Annotated in this window: 15 protein-coding genes and 1 pseudogene; 3 read left to right on the forward strand and 13 right to left on the reverse strand. The window is 64.6% G+C overall.

Features of this window, described 5'->3' with window-relative positions; all coding sequences use genetic code 11:
- A pseudogene (locus ACTHNR_RS05900) lies at positions 1 to 908 on the reverse strand (toluene monooxygenase); the annotation flags it as partial.
- Positions 909 to 1,324: 416 nt separating this feature from the next.
- Between ACTHNR_RS05900 and ACTHNR_RS05905 the strand changes: the two are divergent.
- Positions 1,325 to 1,855 (forward strand): TIGR00645 family protein, encoded by a 531-nt coding sequence (locus tag ACTHNR_RS05905; protein WP_440546617.1) that lies wholly within the window; start codon positions 1,325 to 1,327, stop codon positions 1,853 to 1,855.
- 30 nt (positions 1,856 to 1,885) lie between these two features.
- Here ACTHNR_RS05905 and ACTHNR_RS05910 read toward each other — a convergent pair whose 3' ends face one another.
- The 4 genes from ACTHNR_RS05910 to ACTHNR_RS05925 form a co-directional block, all read right to left on the reverse strand.
- Positions 1,886 to 2,839 (reverse strand): sensor domain-containing diguanylate cyclase, encoded by a 954-nt coding sequence (locus ACTHNR_RS05910; RefSeq protein WP_440546618.1) that lies wholly within the window; start codon positions 2,837 to 2,839, stop codon positions 1,886 to 1,888.
- Between the two features lie 25 nt (positions 2,840 to 2,864).
- Complete coding sequence (locus tag ACTHNR_RS05915; RefSeq protein ID WP_440546619.1) at positions 2,865 to 3,494, reverse strand: chemotaxis protein CheC; 630 nt, start codon at positions 3,492 to 3,494, stop codon at positions 2,865 to 2,867.
- Positions 3,487 to 3,855: a response regulator gene (locus ACTHNR_RS05920; protein ID WP_440546621.1), complete on the reverse strand. Its 369-nt coding sequence runs from the start codon at positions 3,853 to 3,855 to the stop codon at positions 3,487 to 3,489. The genes ACTHNR_RS05915 and ACTHNR_RS05920 overlap by 8 nt, the downstream gene beginning before the upstream one ends.
- A gap of 269 nt (positions 3,856 to 4,124) precedes the next feature.
- A complete protein-coding gene (locus tag ACTHNR_RS05925; protein ID WP_440546622.1) occupies positions 4,125 to 4,382 on the reverse strand; it encodes a DUF4148 domain-containing protein in 258 nt (85 codons plus the stop codon).
- A 213-nt stretch (positions 4,383 to 4,595) separates the two neighbouring features.
- On the opposite strand from ACTHNR_RS05925, the gene ACTHNR_RS05930 reads away from it, so the two are divergent.
- On the forward strand, positions 4,596 to 5,324 hold the full coding sequence (locus tag ACTHNR_RS05930) for a DeoR/GlpR family DNA-binding transcription regulator (protein ID WP_440546623.1): 729 nt from the start codon (positions 4,596 to 4,598) through the stop codon (positions 5,322 to 5,324).
- A gap of 79 nt (positions 5,325 to 5,403) precedes the next feature.
- Here ACTHNR_RS05930 and ACTHNR_RS05935 read toward each other — a convergent pair whose 3' ends face one another.
- The 8 genes from ACTHNR_RS05935 to deoC all read right to left on the reverse strand — a co-directional run bounded on the left by ACTHNR_RS05935 (position 5,404) and on the right by deoC (position 15,235).
- A complete protein-coding gene (locus tag ACTHNR_RS05935; RefSeq protein WP_440546624.1) occupies positions 5,404 to 6,438 on the reverse strand; it encodes an ABC transporter permease in 1,035 nt (344 codons plus the stop codon).
- 80 nt (positions 6,439 to 6,518) lie between these two features.
- A complete protein-coding gene (locus tag ACTHNR_RS05940; protein WP_440546625.1) occupies positions 6,519 to 8,060 on the reverse strand; it encodes a sugar ABC transporter ATP-binding protein in 1,542 nt (513 codons plus the stop codon).
- A gap of 76 nt (positions 8,061 to 8,136) precedes the next feature.
- On the reverse strand, positions 8,137 to 9,141 hold the full coding sequence (locus ACTHNR_RS05945) for an autoinducer 2 ABC transporter substrate-binding protein (protein ID WP_440546627.1): 1,005 nt from the start codon (positions 9,139 to 9,141) through the stop codon (positions 8,137 to 8,139).
- Positions 9,142 to 9,236: 95 nt separating this feature from the next.
- Positions 9,237 to 10,280, reverse strand: coding sequence for an ABC transporter permease (locus ACTHNR_RS05950; protein WP_440546629.1), 1,044 nt, complete (start codon positions 10,278 to 10,280; stop codon positions 9,237 to 9,239).
- A 64-nt stretch (positions 10,281 to 10,344) separates the two neighbouring features.
- The gene (rbsK, locus tag ACTHNR_RS05955; protein WP_440546631.1) at positions 10,345 to 11,283 is read right to left on the reverse strand and encodes a ribokinase; all 939 of its coding nucleotides are present in this window, start codon (positions 11,281 to 11,283) and stop codon (positions 10,345 to 10,347) included.
- The gene (locus tag ACTHNR_RS05960) at positions 11,280 to 11,765 is read right to left on the reverse strand and encodes an RbsD/FucU family protein (protein ID WP_440546633.1); all 486 of its coding nucleotides are present in this window, start codon (positions 11,763 to 11,765) and stop codon (positions 11,280 to 11,282) included. Before ACTHNR_RS05960 ends, rbsK begins: the two co-directional genes overlap by 4 nt.
- Before the next feature lie 63 nt (positions 11,766 to 11,828).
- Entirely contained in the window at positions 11,829 to 14,219 is a 2,391-nt protein-coding gene (locus ACTHNR_RS05965) for an aldehyde dehydrogenase family protein (protein ID WP_440546635.1), read from the reverse strand.
- Positions 14,220 to 14,230: 11 nt separating this feature from the next.
- Entirely contained in the window at positions 14,231 to 15,235 is a 1,005-nt protein-coding gene (deoC, locus tag ACTHNR_RS05970; protein ID WP_440546637.1) for a deoxyribose-phosphate aldolase, read from the reverse strand.
- Positions 15,236 to 15,668: 433 nt separating this feature from the next.
- Here deoC and ACTHNR_RS05975 point away from each other — a divergent pair, with 433 nt between their 5' ends.
- A complete protein-coding gene (locus tag ACTHNR_RS05975; protein ID WP_440546639.1) occupies positions 15,669 to 17,108 on the forward strand; it encodes a sialidase family protein in 1,440 nt (479 codons plus the stop codon).
- Positions 17,109 to 17,115 lie beyond the last annotated feature (7 nt).

The raw sequence follows: 17,115 nt of genomic DNA on the forward strand, positions 1-17,115 counted from the left end.
TCGAATTGGCCGACGATCCACTCGCGCATGAACTCCTTGAACGACTGCTTGCGGTGCTCGAGCGGCGTGGCGTAATCCATCGACGTGCCGGTGAGCAGGCAGAACAAGCGCCAGGCGCGCGCAATCGCGATGTCCACTAGCTTTTGCGCCTGCTCCTTGCGGCCATTGGCGATCAGGATCTGCAGCGCCGGCCCGCCGATCTGCGCATGACGCGATTCGTCGGTTTGGATGCTCGAGATCAAGCTCGCGAACGTGAAGTCGCCGGCTTCGGCAGCGTCGGCCGCAAGACCGAGAAACTGCATGTTCGTAAAGCCTGTTTCGAAGGCGAAGGTCAGCATCACCGCGATTTCGATTGCGCTGCGCGACATGAACAGATCGTCGAACGTGCTGCGTGCGGCGATCGCCCCCCACTCGTTCGTGTGATAGGCCTTATGCGCCCAGTCGAACTGGCGGTCGCGCGGACAGTAGTCGTGCGGGAAATAGAGCTGAAGCTGCCCGTGGCGATTCTCGTCGAGCATGCCGAACGTTGCCATGTTGCGCATGCCGGGGGCGCGGCCGAAGCGCGCCATGCGAGCCTCGGCGCTCATCGCGGCATATTCGCCCAGCGCGATCGCGCCGTAGTGCGCCTTGAGGATGGAGAGCCAGCCCGGGTCCGCGTCCTCGAACATGCGGCTGCGTTCGAGTGCGGCCTTCACCGAATAGGCGCCCGCATCTTTTTCTCGTTGGACGCGAACGTATTCCGGATACGAAGTCTTGTAGGGCTCGTCGTAGGCTTCCCAGTCGTCCATCGGGACGCCTTGCGCGCCCGACATCAATTCGGGAAAGAGCTCGGACTGCGTCACGTAGCTCGGGGTCCAGTTGGTGGAGCGTGCGATGTCGTACCACGCCGCGCGTTCGAGTAACGCCATGGGATTGTCTCCGTGATTGGAATAGGTCTCGTGTATCCGGCGGCCTCGTGGCCGATCCGGGCGCACATTCCAATGCAAGGGCAATGCCAACGAGCGGTTGGCAACGCTGTCTAGAAGACCAAAATCCCGAGATTCCCACGGCTGGCGCAGACGAGCGCGCGTTGCACGCGGTGTGTGAGGCAGTCACAATGGGCAGGCTTTCCGCCATCTATTGATGCCGTGATCAAATCACGCCGCGGATACCATGCCGTAGCGATTCATCATTTGATCAACAATCTCGATATTTGTGATGTATGCATATATTTACCAACGAAGCGAGGACAGGGAGAACGCCACGACGACCGGCGGTCACAAGGAAACTGTAAAATCCCGGTCTGATTCACCGCCGATGCGCGCCCATAAAGGAACACCGCCCCATGCATCAACGCAACGCTTTCGAAAAACTGCTCGAGTTTTCTCTTTTCAAATCGCGCTGGCTGCTCGCGCCGTTTTACGTCGGTCTCGTGCTCTCGCTCGTCATGCTACTCGTCGCCTTCGTGGGCGAGCTCGTCCATGGGTTGAAGGGGCTCTTAACCGCCACGCCCGAGCAGATCATCCTCGCGACGCTGGGGCTCATCGATCTTTCGCTCGCGGCCAACCTCGTTGTCATCGTGATTTTTTCAGGCTACGAGAATTTCATTTCGAAGATCGACACGGGCAACAGCGAAGACCGGCCGAGCTGGATGGGTACGCTCGATTTCTCGGGGTTGAAGATGAAGCTGATCGGCTCGATCGTCGCGATTTCGGCCATCTCGCTGCTGCGCGCGTTCATGAGCTTGACCGAGCAGGACATCTCGCTCGACGAACCGCGCTTGCGCTGGCTCGTCGTCCTGCATCTGACCTTCATCGTTTCGGGCGTCCTGTTCGCGACGATGGACTGGATCGCCGCCCGCTCCGAAGCTCATTGAGCGAGAACCGCGCCGCCGCCCGGTGCGTGCCTATGACGCGTGATGCGCCACGATGCACACCTGATTGCGGCCTGCGTGCTTGGCGTCGTAGAGCGCCTGGTCGGCTTCGGCCACGAGCGCGGCAACGCCCGTGAGCCCCACGGACGCGGCGCAGCCGCCCACGCTCACCGTCACCTTCAAAGCGCCCGACGACAGCTCGAGCGCGCTCTGCTCGATCGCATGACGGATCTTCTCGGCCACCACGGCCGCGCCGGCTTCGTCGCAATGCGGCAAGACGACCATGAATTCCTCGCCGCCGTATCGGCCTAGGACGTCGCTGTTGCGCAGTTGCGGCGAAACGGTCGTGGCGATATTGCGCAGCACGGCGTCGCCCGTCGGGTGACCGTAGGTGTCGTTGATGCGCTTGAAGTGGTCGATGTCGAACAGCAGCACCGCGAACGAATCGTGATGGCGCGACCAGCTGTTGTATTCGGCCTGAAGACGGCGATCGACGTGGCGCCGGTTGAAGAGGCCCGTCAGCGCGTCGCGTTCCGACGAATCGCGCAGCGCCTCGAGGGCCACCTCCCGCTCTTTCCACGCCACGGCGAGCTCGGTCACATCGGCGATCGTCACGCACACCGCGACCACTTCCCCATTCTCGATCAGCGGCATGAATGCACAGTCTTGCTGCATCAAATCGAGCGAGCCCGTGATCGGGCAATCGTGCTCGAACGGCAGCAGCCAAGACCGGTGCTGCCATGACGAAAATGACCCGCTGTGCAGCAGGAAGACGGTATCGAATTTGCGCTTGAGCCACGCGCGCGGCAAATCGGGAAAGCAATCGAAGAAGCTGCGGCCGATCGCTTGCGCGGCGGTGAGGCCGCTGTGCTCGTCCATGAAGCGATTCCACAACACGATGCGGTAATCGCGATCCACGGCGAAAATGCCGAGCCCGACGCGCTCCAATGCGAGCTCGCTCAAGCGAGCGGTGCCAGGGATGTCCATCTGCTACGTCGACAAATCAAAAAAATCAAAGATTGGCCAGAAAACCGTCGAGCGCCGTGACGAGCGATTGCACGGCCTTGGCCGTCATCAGCGTCAGCAAGTGCGAACCGAACACGCCGTCCTCGGTCTGCAAATTCACTTCGAGCAAAAGCGCCCGGTCCCACGGCAGCTTCGACGGATGCAACACTTCCTCCAAGTCGAGCTGCTCGCCGATCAGGCGCGGCGGCGTGAACGTCGGCAATTGCTCGAGCTGTTCGAACAGGCCCGTCAAGCACGCCCCCGCGATCAGATTCGCGACGTCGGACAACACTTCCGCGTCGGACATGTCTTCGTGTTCAGCTTCATCGTGCGCATCTTCCGAACGGAAGACGAACTTCATGTGAGCGGCGCTGCGGCTGTCGAACAGAGAGATTGCCTCACCGGCGATATCGCAGCGAAAGCTTTGACGCAACGCGGTGACCGGCTCGGTGAAATCGAGCATGTCGCGCACCGCCGAAGGCAGCGTGTCCGTGTCGACCATGCGGATGCGCGGCACCGACAGGTGCACGAAGCGCCCGAGCAGCGCGGCAAGACGCGCGCCCGCTTGGCCCATGCCAATGTTCGCGATTTCTTGCAGCGCGTCGCGCTGGTCTTCGGTGAGAATCGGCTCACTCATACAGTCCGTACTCTTTCAGTACCGGCAACAGCTTCGCGCTCGTAACGGGCTTATCGATGAAAGCGACGGCGCCGAGCGCTTTCACGCGCGCTTTCGCTTCAGGCTGAATATCGGCGGACACGACGATCACGAAGCTGTCGAGCCCTTCCGAGCGCACGGTCTCGAGTACGTCGAAGCCCGTCATGCCGGGCATCGTCAAATCGAGAAACATGACCGAGGCTTGGCCCGCGCGATAGGCCGCCAGCGCATCGGTGCCGTTGGCGGCCTGCGTTATTTCGACGTCCCACGCTTCGGGTAAAGCGTTGATCAGCAGTCTGCGGGCGAGCGTCGAATCGTCCACGACCAAAACGGGCAATCCCATAATCGGTAATTCCTTCATAACCACGTCCGGTATAACGGCGCGAGGCGGTCGAACCTGAAGTACTTATAAACCCCAACGCAAAATTCACTCCGAAAACCCGCAAACGTTAGCGAAAACGTTTCGCGGGATCGCTCGCGGATACACAAAGCCGTTTTTGTCAGGCTATTTAGGGTCGCAGCGTATCGGCAAGTTGAACCGCTGCGACCACCACGTCTCCACGATCGCTCAGGCCGGCGTCGATCGTGGAGGCAAGCGCGAGGCGCTGATCCTCATTCCATTGCATCGGCTGCATGCGATTTGGCCTGCGCCTGCATGGCGTTGTGCGCGGCTTGCGCCTTCATACCGGCCACTTGCTCTCGGAACATCGGATCGACGTCGGGATACGACGCGTCGGTCACGAAATCGAGTCCGTTTTGCCTCGCTTCGATCAACTCTTGATAAACCTGTGCGCGCGTCTTCGCCTGCGCGAACGCGTTCGACGAGATCACGGCGGCAATGGACATGGCGACGAATGCAAACTTCTTCATGGCGGCTCTCCAACGAGTGAAAGGGACCTACGCCACGAGGAACCAGCGCGAGCGCGCGTTTATTCCGCGCGCTTCAGCGATCGGCTTTGACAAAAACAACGCAAGCACGCGTCCCGCTTGTTATAATTCGATCACACGTCCGCAATAAAAGTAACGCCCGCTCATTCGACAAAGTTCGCACGATGCACGATGCGGCGCTCATTCAAAGAACCCATGGTCAAAACCGATCGCCTGCGCATGCTCGCCGACGCCCTCGCCAAGCACAGCGTCATGCGGCTGCGCGACGCGGCCACGCTGCTCGGCGTGTCGGAGATGACGGTACGGCGCGATATCGCCGCGAACCCCGAACGCTTCACCTATCTCGGCGGCTATATCGTCAGCGCCGCGAATGTCCCCAACGCCATCGGCTATTCGCTCGAGCAAGAGCAAGATCACTTCGCGCAAGCCAAGGCGCAGGCGTCGGCCCACGCCGTGCAGCTCGTCGCCGACAGCGAAACGATCTTCATCGATTGCGGCACGACGCTCACCACGCTCGCGCGCTTGATCCCGGCGGACATGCAAGTCACCGTGGTGTGCTATTCGCTGAACATCGCCGAGATCCTCCGGCGCATGCCCAACGTGCGGATGATTTTGCTCGGTGGGGTCTATGTGCCCTCATCCGATTCGTTCGCGGGCGACGAAAGCCTCGAAATGCTGCGGCGAATGGGCATCAACAAAGCCTTCATCTCGGCAGGCGGGATCGACGCCGCGCGGGGCGTCACATGCTGGAATTTTCATGAAGTGGCGATCAAGCAGGCGGCCATGGCGAGCGCCGTCGAGCGTCACCTCGTGGCCGATACGAGCAAGTTCGGCGTCGTGAAAGCCGTGCGCTTTTCGCAAGTCGACGAGTTCGATTCGGTGATCACCGAGAAAGGGCAAGAGCCGCGCAAGCGCGGCGTGTGAGCGCCGCCTGGCCATCGCGGCGTCCTTCGGCTAGCGCGGGCCTACTTCAGATGCGCGAGCCCGTGGCCCGCGCCCGGCGCTAGCTGCGCCGGCGCAGGGCGAACAGCACGCCCGCGACGAGGATGAACCCGCCCACGATGACCTTCTGCCACGTGCTGGGCACGCCGACGAGAATGAGCGTGTTGTCCACGAGCGTGACGAGCGCCACGCCGAGCAGCGTCCCGAGCACGCTGCCGCTGCCGCCCGTGATGCGGGCGCCGCCGAGGATCACGGCGGCGATCACGTCGAGTTCGGAGCCGACGAGATCGAACGGATTCGCGAGCCGATTGTTCGAGACGTGCAAGATGCCGGCGATGCCCGCGAGCAGCCCCGTATAGCCGAACACGAACAGATGCACGGCGCGCACGTTGTAGCCGAGCTGTTCGGCGATCGTCAGGCTGCCGCCCATCGCATACACGGCCCGTCCCATCATCGTTCGATTGAGCAACCACCAGGTCAGCACCGCCGCCGCCGCGAGCGCGAGCACCGATACCGGCAGCACGGCGTCCAGGCCGTCGACGGTGCGATAGGCGATCAGCGGAATACGGCCGAAGCGATCCATGCTGTGCGGGATGTTCATGAAGAACGTCGTGCCGACGAAGGTCAGCAGCAGGCCGCGGTAAAGATATTGCGTGCCGATCGTGACGATCAGCGAAGGGGCCTTCAGCCGATGCACGAGCAAGCCGTTGATCACCCCGAGCAGCACGCCGCCCACCGCGCCCACGAGCAAAATCAACCAGAACGGCGCATCGGGCCACCAAGCGAACACGGCCTTCGTGATCGAGTACATCGTCAACGCGCCGATCGCGGTGAAGGACACGTCGATGCCGCCCGAGGCGAGCACGACGAGCGTGCCTAGCGCGAAGAGCGATGTCGTCGTGGCCGAATGCAGCAAATCGAACAGCGTCGCCCATTGCAGGAAGCGCGGGTTGATCGCCGCGACGACGATGCACGACAGCACGATCAAGCCGCCGGGCAGCCATTCGGGGCGGCGCGCGAGCTTCGCGCGCCAATCGAGCGGGCGGCGACGCTCGGTCGGGCCGACGGTATCGGAGGAGCTCATCGTCTGGTTCATGCGTAACTCGGTGTGACTGTGGCTATGGCTATGGCTATGGCTATTCACGTTCATGCGTTCGGCCGCGGCTTCGTTGCGCATCACGCCGCTTCCGCCAACAACGCGCGATACAGCGCGGCCTCGGTCAAGCCTTCCGCACGGTATTCGCCCGTCATGCGCCCCTTGCTCATCATCAAGATGCGATCGCAGTTCTGCAGCAGCTCCGGCAAATCGTCGCTGATCAGCACGATGCCGATCCCGCGCTCGGAAAGACCCTGCATGATGCGGTAGATGATGTCCTTCGAGCCGACGTCCACGCCCACCGTCGGCCCATGCAGGATCAGCACGCGCGGATCGATCGCGAGCCAACGCCCGATCAGCACGCGCTGCTGGTTGCCGCCCGACAGCGATTGAACGGGCTTGTCGATGTCGGGCGTCGCGATTTGCAGGTCGGTCACCGTCTGCTGCGCGAGCGCGCGCGCCCGTTTGCGATCGAGCTGGCCGAAGCGGTCGCGCAGGCTCGATATCATCGCCGTGACGACGTTGTCGCGAATCGATTTGTCGAGAAAGAGCCCTTCGCTCAAGCGATCTTCGGGTACGTAGCCGATGCGATGGCGCTTCGCGTCGGCCGGTGTCGCAAGCGTGATGCGCGCGCCGTCGAGCGCGATCGAACCCGTATCGGCCGGACCCACGCCCGCCAGTGCGCGCGCCAATTCATTGCGCCCCGAATCCAGCAGCCCGGTGACGCCTAGAATCTCGCCGCGATGCAAAGCAAACGAAACGTCGCGGAACTGGCGGCCTCGTCCTAGCTCGCGCACGGCGAGCACGACGTCGCTTTCCGCCTCGCTCGGCGGCTGCGTGCGATAGCGCGCATGCGCGAGCTCGCGGCCCGTCATCAGTTCGCTGATCTGCGCCTTCGTGTAATCGGCAATCGGCCCTTGCGCGACCTTTCGGCCGTCGCGCAGCACGATGACCTCGCCGCCGATCGCGTAGCATTCGTCGAGCTTGTGGCTCACGAAAAGGACCGTCACCCCTTGCGCGCGCAGGCTCGTCAGCACCTCGATGAGGTTCGCCACTTCCTTCTGCGTGAGCGAGGTCGTGGGTTCGTCCATGATCACGAACTTCGCCTCGCTCGCGATGGCGCGAGCGATCGCGACGAGCTGCCGCGTCGCGAGCGGCAGCGCCTCGACGAGCGTCGATTGAAATGGTGCGTCGGACGGCAAGCCGACAGCCGCGAGCGCCCGTGCGGCCCGACGCGCCAGCTCGCGCCGATCGAACGTGCGCGCGAGCCGCCCATCGTGTTCGGCCAGCTCCGAGGTCAACGCGACGTTTTCCGCCACGCTCATGTTCGGCAGCAGGGAAAGGTCTTGGTACACCGTTTCGATGCCCGCCCCGAGCGCCTCGAGCGGCGTGAGCCGTGCATGACGCCGGCCCTCGATCGCGAGCTCGCCTTCGTCGGGCGGCTGCGCGCCCGAAATAATCTTGATCAGCGTGCTCTTGCCGCAGCCGTTTTCGCCGAGCAGATGGTAGATCTGCCCGCGTTCGAACGTCAGCGTGACGCCGCGCAGCGCATACACGCCCGTGAAGCGCTTATGCACGTCGATCACTTGCAGCAAGGGCTCCGACACGTTTGCATCGTTCATCGATGGACTTCCGTTCGCGTGAATGCACGTTGGGCGCGCACGGCCGATATCGGATGCCGTGCACGCCCCGCCGTCATCAGAAGTTGTACTGCTTGTAGTTCGACTTGTCGACGCTGACCCAGCCTTGCCCGCGTACGATGATGCCCTTGCCGGGGCCCTTCGACACCGTCACCTTCTCATAGCCCGGCAAGCCGAGGTTCGCGCCGTTTTGCACGGTCTTGCCGTCGAGCAGCATCTTGGCGATTTTGTTCATGGCCTCGCCGGCGAGCTTCGGATCCCAGAACGCGATGCCGTTGATCGCTCCGCTTTCCAGGTACTTGCCGGCTTCCGTCGGCAAGCCCGTGCCGTAGACGCAAACCTTGCCGACGAGCCCCGCTTCCTCGACGGCGCGCCCGATGCCGAGCACGTCGAGCGAAGACGAACCTTGGAAGCCCTTGATGTCCGGGTGCTTGCGCAGCACTTCCTTGGCCTGCTCGTAGGCATGCTCGCCGTCGTTGTTCGTCTCGATGTTGGTCTCGACGAGCTGCATCTTCGCGTACTTCTTCTTCGCGTTGTCGATGCCGCCGTCGGCCCACTGCACCTGGGAGCGGCTGCCGAGCGAACCCACGAACGTCGCCCATTTGCCTTCCTGGTGCATGCAGCTTGCGAGCCGATCGTTGAGCGCGGCGCCGTAGGCCGAGTTGTCGAACGCTTCGACATCGACCATCGTGTTCTTCTCGTTGTCGGCCTCGTGCGTGACGACCTTGATGCCGCGGTCCATCGCTTTCTTCAGCGCGGGCTCGAGCGTGGGCGGATCGTACGGAACGACCGCGATCGCGTTGACCTTCTTGGCGATCAAGTCCTCGATGATGCGCAACTGCTGCGCGGCGTCGGCCTTGCCCGGGCCGGTCTGATAGACGGTCACCCCGGGGTTGTCTTTGCCGAACTCCTTGACGCCCTCTTCCATGCGGTTGAACCAGCTAATGCCCGTCACTTTCACGACCGTGACGATCGTTTGGTTCGTCGCCGCCTGCGCGGCGAAAATGACGCCCGCGCCGAGCGCGCAAGCCGTGAGCGCGAGGCTCGTTCGTTTCAGCTTCATTTGCGTTGTCTCCTTCCTTGTTCCGCATCGCCCCTTGTTTGCGCTGACGGACGCCCGAGGCTAGGCGCCCGCCGACTGCCGAACTCGTTGCCGCTTCACCGTCGATCCGTCCGCCCTCGCGCCGCCGCACTCGCCCGAGAGAAGCCGAAGATCGCGCGCATGCGCTCGCCGCCCGCGAACGCGAGCGAGACGAGCAAGAGGAACCCCCAGGTGCAATCGCCGAAGAACTGCGACACGCCGAGCAGGTTGAACAGGCTAGATAAAAACTGCAGGACCGTCGCGGCGAAAAACACGCAGACGATGCGACCGTATCCGCCCGCCGGATTCACGCCGCCCATCACGGCGATGAGGATCGCGATCAGCAAGTACGAATTGCCGTAGTCCCACTTCGCGCTCAGGGTGTGCGACACGCTGACCAGGCCGGCCAGCGACGCCAGCACGCCGCACATCGTGTAGGTGGCGATCAGCATGCGTGCCTGCCCGATGCCGGCATAGAAGGCCGCACGCTGATTCGTGCCCATCAAATAGAGCCGCAAGCCGAACGGCGTGCGCTTGAGCAGCCAGCCGAGCACGAGCACGGCGACGATGAAGATGCAAAACGAGATCGGCACTTGGAAAAACGCGCCGTTGCCGATGTCGGCCAGCGGCTCGACGTAATCGACGTGCACCGACGCACCGTTGCTCAGGGCGACGGCGAAACCCGTGAACAGCAGTTGCGTGCCGAGCGTGCAGAGAATCGGCGTGAGCCGCAGCCGCGCGATGATCAAGCCGTTGACCATGCCGCCGATGAAGCCCATCGCCACGACGATCGCGCAAAAGAGCGCCGTGTAGGCGACGGGAGAATCGTCGCCGCTGATGAACTTCGGCACGACGAGGGCGGCGACCATCCCCGAGAAGTTCGCGAGCCCGACACCCGATAGATCGATGCCGCCGTTGCCCGAGAGCATCGAGAGCATGATGCCAAGCGCGAGCAAGCCGACTTCCGGCAATTGCGAACCCATCGACTGCAGATTGTCGATATCGATGAACTGGCCGTGCGAGAGCCAGATTGCGACGACGACGACAAGCACGTTCACGCCGAGCAGGAAATTCAACTGCCGGTCGCCGAACCATTTGCCGAGTACCAACGAGCCTTTCATTTTCAAGCCCTTCCTTTATGGCTTCTTCCCTTTCGCCTTTTTTCGATGCAAGCCGCGCACGCCGTTAGGCCGGCATGGCCGATCCCGCGCCGATCAGCGCGTTGACTTCGGCCAAGCTCGGCATCGACGGCGCCGTGCCGGCTCGCGTGACCGAGATGCCCGCGAGCGCGCAACCGAAGCGCATGGCCGCGAGCGGCGTGTCGCCGCGTGCGAGCGCCGCAGCGAAGCCCCCCGTGAAGCCGTCGCCCGCGCCTGCCGTTTCCACCACGGGGCCGCAGCGAAACGCCGGGACCAGCGTCGATTCCGTCCGCGAATGCAGCAGGGCCCCCGCTTCGCCGAGTGTCACGATCACGGCGCCCGCGCCCTTGGCGAGCAGCACGTCGGCCGCGCGCCGGGCGTCGTCGGGCGAGGCGATCTCGATGCCGGTCAGCGCGGCGGCCTCGGTTTCGTTCGGCGTGACGTAATCGCACAGCGGAAAGATGTCGTCGGGCAGCGGCAGGGCCGGGGCCGGGTTGAGCACCGTCGTCACGCCGTGCTTGCGGGCAAGCTCCAAGCCGCGCCGCGCCGCGGCCACGGGTTGCTCGAGCTGCGTCACGAATACTTGGGCGCGGGCGATGTCCGCTTCGATCGCGTCGGCGTCGGCCGGCCCGAGCGTGCCCGCGGCGCCCGCCGCGACGATGATGGCATTCGAACCCGTCGCCGCATCGACGAAGATGTGCGCGGCGCCCGTGGCCATGCCGTCGACGAGCGTGGCGCGCGCCGTAATCCCCTCCGCGCGCCACGTCTCGCGCGCGATGGCGCCGAACGCGTCGTCGCCCAGCCGCGTGCAGAACACGACGTCGGCGCCCGCGCGCGCGGCCGCGACAGCTTGGTTCGAGCCCTTGCCGCCGGGCCCCATCGCGAACGCCGAACCGGCGATCGTTTCCCCGATCACGGGCATGCGCTCCGCCCGAAACGCCAGATCGGTCACATAGATGCCGAGGATGACGACGCGCCCATTCATTTGCCGCGCTCCTCGCTCCGGCGAAGCGGTGCGTCCGGGGCGAGGATGACGCCCTTCGTGAAGATAAAGCAGCCGTACCCGCGCGTCTCGCCCGTCGCGATCACGCAGTAGGCCTTGCGCGCCCGCGCGTAAAAGGCATGGCGCTCGATCGGCGCGAACGGCACCGCTCGGCCTTCGGCACGGTCGACTTCCGCTTGGGCTTCGCGCTGAACGGCAGGCAGCGCCTGCGCATCGCCGACGACTTCCATCCGCATCGCGGGCGCTTCGACGAACGTATCGAGGGGCAGTACCGAGAGCACGGCCTGTACGGCGCGAGCCGCATCGACGCCGTCCATGCGCAGCAGCTTGCCGAGCACCGTCGCGCGCGCGACCGAATCGCCCGGAAAATTCGCGTCGCAAATGACGACCTCATCGCCGTGGCCCATCGCGCGCAGGGCATGAAGGATGTCGGCGTTCAGAAGCGGGTCCAGATGTTTCAGCACGGCGTCTCCAAGATGTAATGCGAAATCCGTGACAAGGCTTATGCGCGGCTCAGGCGCCGCCGCTCAATCGCCGTACGGAATCCAGATATTCTTCACTTGCGCCGCTTGGCGCAAGAAGGCAATGCCCTCGCTCTCGCGATCGAACCAATCGATGCGGCGGCCGTAATCGACGAACGTGCGTTTGAGATTGCCGACCGATTCGCGTTCGACGCGTTCGGAATCGCCCGCGCGGCCGAAGCACCAAAGGGCATCGACGTCGTCGTGCTTGGCGAGCGGCGGCAGCAGCGCGTCGCGCGCGCCCGTAACGATGTTCAGCGCGCCCGCCGGCACGTCCGACGTCTCCACGACTTGGTACAGATCGGTGGCCATCAACGGGCACGCTTCGCTCGGCAGCACGACCACGCGATTGCCGAGTGCGAGCGCCGGCGCCACGAGGGACACGAGCGCGAGCAGCGGCGCCTCGTCGGGGCAGGCGATGCCGATCACCCCGAGCGGCTCGTGCATCGCCAATGCCACGCCGCGCAGCGGCGGCGTATGCACGGCGCCGTCGAACTTGTCCGCCCACGCCGCGTAGGTGAATAGCCGCGAGATCGATGCCTGAACCTCAGCCTCGGCCGCGCTCGCGTCGCACTCCGTGCGCCGGGCGAGCTGACGCGCGAATTCGTCCGCGCGGGCCGAGAGGTTTTCGGCGAGGTAGTAGAGCACTTGCGCGCGGGCATGCCCGTTCATCTGCGACCACTTCCCCGCGCCTCGCGCCGCCGCGACGGCGTCGCGCACATCCTTGCGGTTGCCGTCCGCCACTTCGCCGACGCATGCGCCGCTCGGCGCGCACACCACGCGCGAATCGCCGCCGTCGGCGCGCGTTTGCTTGCCGCCGATAAACAGCTTGGCCGTTCGATCGATGAACTCGGCGCCGAGGACGGAATCCGCCGCCACGCTGCCCGCCGAGAGCGCCCCTGCCTCGCGCAGCGGGCCCTTGCCCCAGCCGACCGGCTTCAAGTACTCGTAGACGCCCTCGCGCCCGCCTTCGCGGCCATAGCCCGATTCGCGGTAGCCGCCGAAGCCCACGCTCGCGTCGAACAGATTCGTGGCGTTGACCCAGACGACGCCGCACGCGAGCCGCGGCGCGATGTCGAGCGCGCGACCGATCGTCTCGCTCCAAACGCTCGCGGCCAGCCCATATCGCGTGTTGTTGGCGAGCGCGACGGCCTCCTCGGCCGTGCGAAAGCTCATCGTCGTCAAAACGGGCCCGAAAATCTCCTCTTGCGCCAGCGTGCTGGACGGTGCGACGTTCGTGACGAGGGTCGGCGGATAGTACGAGCCGCCCGCCGCCGGCAGCGCGACCTCGCGCGGCTGCCAGATGGCGCACCCTTCGCGCCGCCCGGCTTCGACGAGCGATTGGATCCGTTCGAGCTGGACCGGATCGACGATCGCGCCCATGTCGATCGTCTTGTCGAGCGAAGGCCCGACGCGCAGCGTCGCCATGCGACGCTTGAGCTTGGCGATGAAACTCGCCTCGACGCCTTCCTGCACGAGCAGGCGCGAGCCCGCGCAACAAACCTGCCCCTGGTTGAACCAGATCGCGTCGACGACACCCTCGACCGCACCGTCGAGATCGGCATCGTCGAACACGATGAACGGCGACTTGCCGCCGAGTTCGAGCGTGAGCGATTTACCCGAGCCGGCTGTGGCCGTGCGAATCGCGCGGCCGACCTCGGTCGAACCCGTGAAGGCGATCTTGTCGACGCCGGGGTGGTCGACGAGGGCGGCCCCCGTGCGTCCGTCGCCGGTCACGACGTTCAAGACGCCGTCCGGCAAGCCCGCCTGCTTGGCGAGTTCGGCGAACAGCAGCGCCGTGAGCGGCGTGTACTCCGCCGGCTTGAGCACGACGCAGTTGCCGAGCGCGATCGCCGGCGCCACTTTCCACGCGAGCATCAGCAACGGAAAATTCCACGGCACGATCTGACCGATCACGCCCAGCGGCGCCCACCCTTTGAATTCGCTCTCCTGCAGCTGAGCCCACCCTGCGTGGTGCAGAAAGTGCCGGGCCACGAGCGGCACGTCGATGTCGCGCGTTTCGCGAATCGGCTTGCCGTTGTCGAGCGCTTCGAGCACCGCGAACAAGCGGCTGTGCCGCTGCACCATGCGCGCGAGCGCGTAGAGATGCCGCGCACGCTGCGCGCCGCCGGCGGCAAGCCACGCGCCCTGCGCCGCGCGTGCGCAAGCGACCGCCGCGTCCACGTCGGCCGCATCGCCCTGCGCCGCGTGCGCCAGCGTCTCGCCGGTGGCGGGGGCATGTACCGCGAAGCGCTCGCCCGACGCACCCGCGCGCCATTGCCCGCCGATGAAATGGCCGAACCGCGCCTCGTGCCGGGCGAGCCAGGCGCGCGCGGCTTGATCGTCCTCGGGGGCGCTCGCGTAATCCATCGTTTCAAAATATTCGGCAACGCTCATCGTGACTGTACTCACGCTACGGGGTGACGGTTGAAAGCCGAATAGCGGCCGGTGACGTGATGCTCGAGCTGCCGCTCGATATCGGCGAGCAGACTGGATGCGCCGATGCGAAACAGCGACGGCTCGAGCCAAGGGCGGCCAAGCTCTTCCTTCATCAGCACTTGGTAGGCGAGCACCGACTTCGCGCTCGACACGCCGCCCGCCGGCTTGAAGCCGACGCGCTCGCCGGTGCGCTCGCGGAACTCGCGAATCATCCGGACCATGACGAGCGACACGTCGAGCGTCGCGTTGACGCTTTCCTTGCCCGTGGACGTCTTGATGAAATCGGCGCCGGCCATCATGCAGACCATCGATGCCTTCGCCACGTTGGTCAGCGTGCGTACGTCGCCCGTCGCGAGAATCGCCTTCAGATGCGCGGCCCCGCAAGCGGCGCGAAAATCTCGCACTTCGTCGTAGAGGGCGCGCCAATTGCCGGTGAGGATGTGCTCGCGCGTCACGACGATATCGATCTCGGCCGCGCCGTCGGCCACCGACGCCTCGATCTCCTCGAGCTTGAGCCGATGCGGGTTCAGGCCGGCCGGAAAGCCCGTGGACACGGCGGCCACGGGAATATCCGTGCCGCGCAGCGCATCGACGGCGGCCGCGACGAAGCGGTGATAGACGCAAACGGCGCCCGTGGAAATCGAATCGGGCTCGAGCCCGAGCGCCTCGATGAGCTCGGCGCGCACGGGCCGGCGCGCTTTCGCGCACAAGCGCAGCACGCGGCCCTCGGTGTCGTCGCCGTTCAGCGTCGTGAGGTCGATGCAGGTGATGGCTTTGAGCAGCCAAGCGGCTTGCGCGTCTTTCTTCACCGAACGGCGCGCGGCCAGCGTGGCGGTGCGCCGCTCGACCGCGGAGGGGTTGACGCGCAGGCTATCGAACCAGGCGGCGTCGAACGGCACGCCTTGATTGCGCCCGTCGAGCGGAAACGCGAGGCCGTGCGGCAGAACGATCGAATGCGTCGAAGCGTCGGACATGTGCGGACGTGTTGTGCGTCGCACAACACACCATGATGGTTTGCTTGCACCGATCCTAGCCGGATGAAACGATCGTGACAAGTTGTCGTTACAATTTTAGCGTCATCGAATTCAAGGCGGCGACGTTGCGCGCGGCTCAGCCGAGCAGCCGCTTCGCCATGGCGCACTCTGTTACAAAAAATCCCGAGCGAAGCGTCGGCGCGTTACCTACGATGCATTTCCATTCTCTTGGCATTGAAGCGGAACGAGGCGCGATCGCACCTCGATCCGTATGCAGTCGTCGATGAAGTCTGACCGTCGCGCTGGCGGCTACCAGCGCCTGCGGTTCCGGCCGTCGTCACGACCGAGCGTTCGGCAAGCGAGCCGCGTCGCTTGCCGGCGGCGTCGCGAGATTCGCGCTGCGGACCGCCTTACAAAGAAGAGAGGGTCTTCCATGCGACGCCATCACTCGCCTCGAATCAGTCTCGCGCGCAGCGCCATCGCCGCGTTCGCGCTCACCTCGACCGCCGTCTGGGCCGCGCCCGTGCGCGTGTCGGGGCCTAGCCCGTTCGCCACTTGCACGATCGGCGGTCCCGGTACGAATTTCGTGAATGCGGAGGTCGAGCCTTGGGTCGCGGTCAATCCGGCCAACCCGTCGAACCTCATCGGGGCGTGGCAGCAGGACCGGTGGTCGAACGGCGGAGCACACGGCCTCGTCGCGGGCTACTCGTTCGACGGCGGGCAAACGTGGCGGCAGACGAACCTTCCGTTCAGCGCCTGCGCGGGCGGGCTCGGCTACGAACGCGCGTCGGATCCGTGGGTGTCGATCGGGCCCGACGGAACGGCCTACAGCGTGTCGATCTCGTTCAATCAATCGAACAACAGCAATTCGGTAGCCGCAGCCGTATCGAAAGACGGCGGACAGACCTGGGGCAACCTCAGCGTGCTGATCGCGGATAACGAACCGTCGACGCAATTTTTCAACGACAAGGAATCGGTCACGGCTGATCCGCTCAAGGCCGGCGTCGCCTACGCCGTCTGGGACCGACTCGAAGAGCCGAATTCGAACCCCTACGCCGATTTGCACGCGCAGGCCTATCGCGGACCCACGCTGTTTTCCAAAACCGTCGACGGCGGCAAGACGTGGAGCGCGCCGGCGCAAATCGTCACCGTACCGTCGCGGCAGCAGACGATCGGCAACCAAATCGTCGTCAATCGGCAAGACGGAACGCTTTACGACTTCTTCGACTTGATCACGCCGCCGCAAAAGCCGTCGCCGTATAAAGTCGCCTTCATCAAATCGACCGACGGCGGGGCCACTTGGACCTCGCCGAAAATCATCGCCGATCTGCAAACCGTCGATGTCGTCGATCCGAACACAGGCGAGGCGCTGCGCACGGGCGACATCATCCCCGAGCCCGCGATCGATCCGGCCACGGGGCAGCTTTACGTCGTTTGGCAGGACGCGCGGTTCAACGGCGGCAATTACGACGAGATCGCCCTATCGACTTCGAGCGACGGCGGCAAGACGTGGAGCGCGCCCGCGCGCGTAAGCACCCCCACCGGACGCCTGGCCTTCAACCCCTCCGTGCACGTCAATTCGGCCGGGACGGTCGCGCTCACCTACTACGACATTCGCAACTTGCAGGCAGGCGACACGACGACGCTACCCACCGACTATTGGATGACGACCTCGAGCGACGGCGGGAAGACCTTCGGCAACGAGACGCATCTAGCCGGGTCATTCGATCTCAAAACGGCGCCTAACGCCGAGGGGTATTTCATCGGCGACTACGAGGGCCTCGACGCACGCGGAACGACGTTCGTGCCGTTCTTCGTGCAGACGAACTCGGGCAATACCGCCAACCCGACGGACGTGTTCGCCGCACCCTGAAAGCGAG

Origin of the sequence: Trinickia sp., from assembly GCF_051954495.1 — a bacterium.
Taxonomy (GTDB): domain Bacteria; phylum Pseudomonadota; class Gammaproteobacteria; order Burkholderiales; family Burkholderiaceae; genus Trinickia.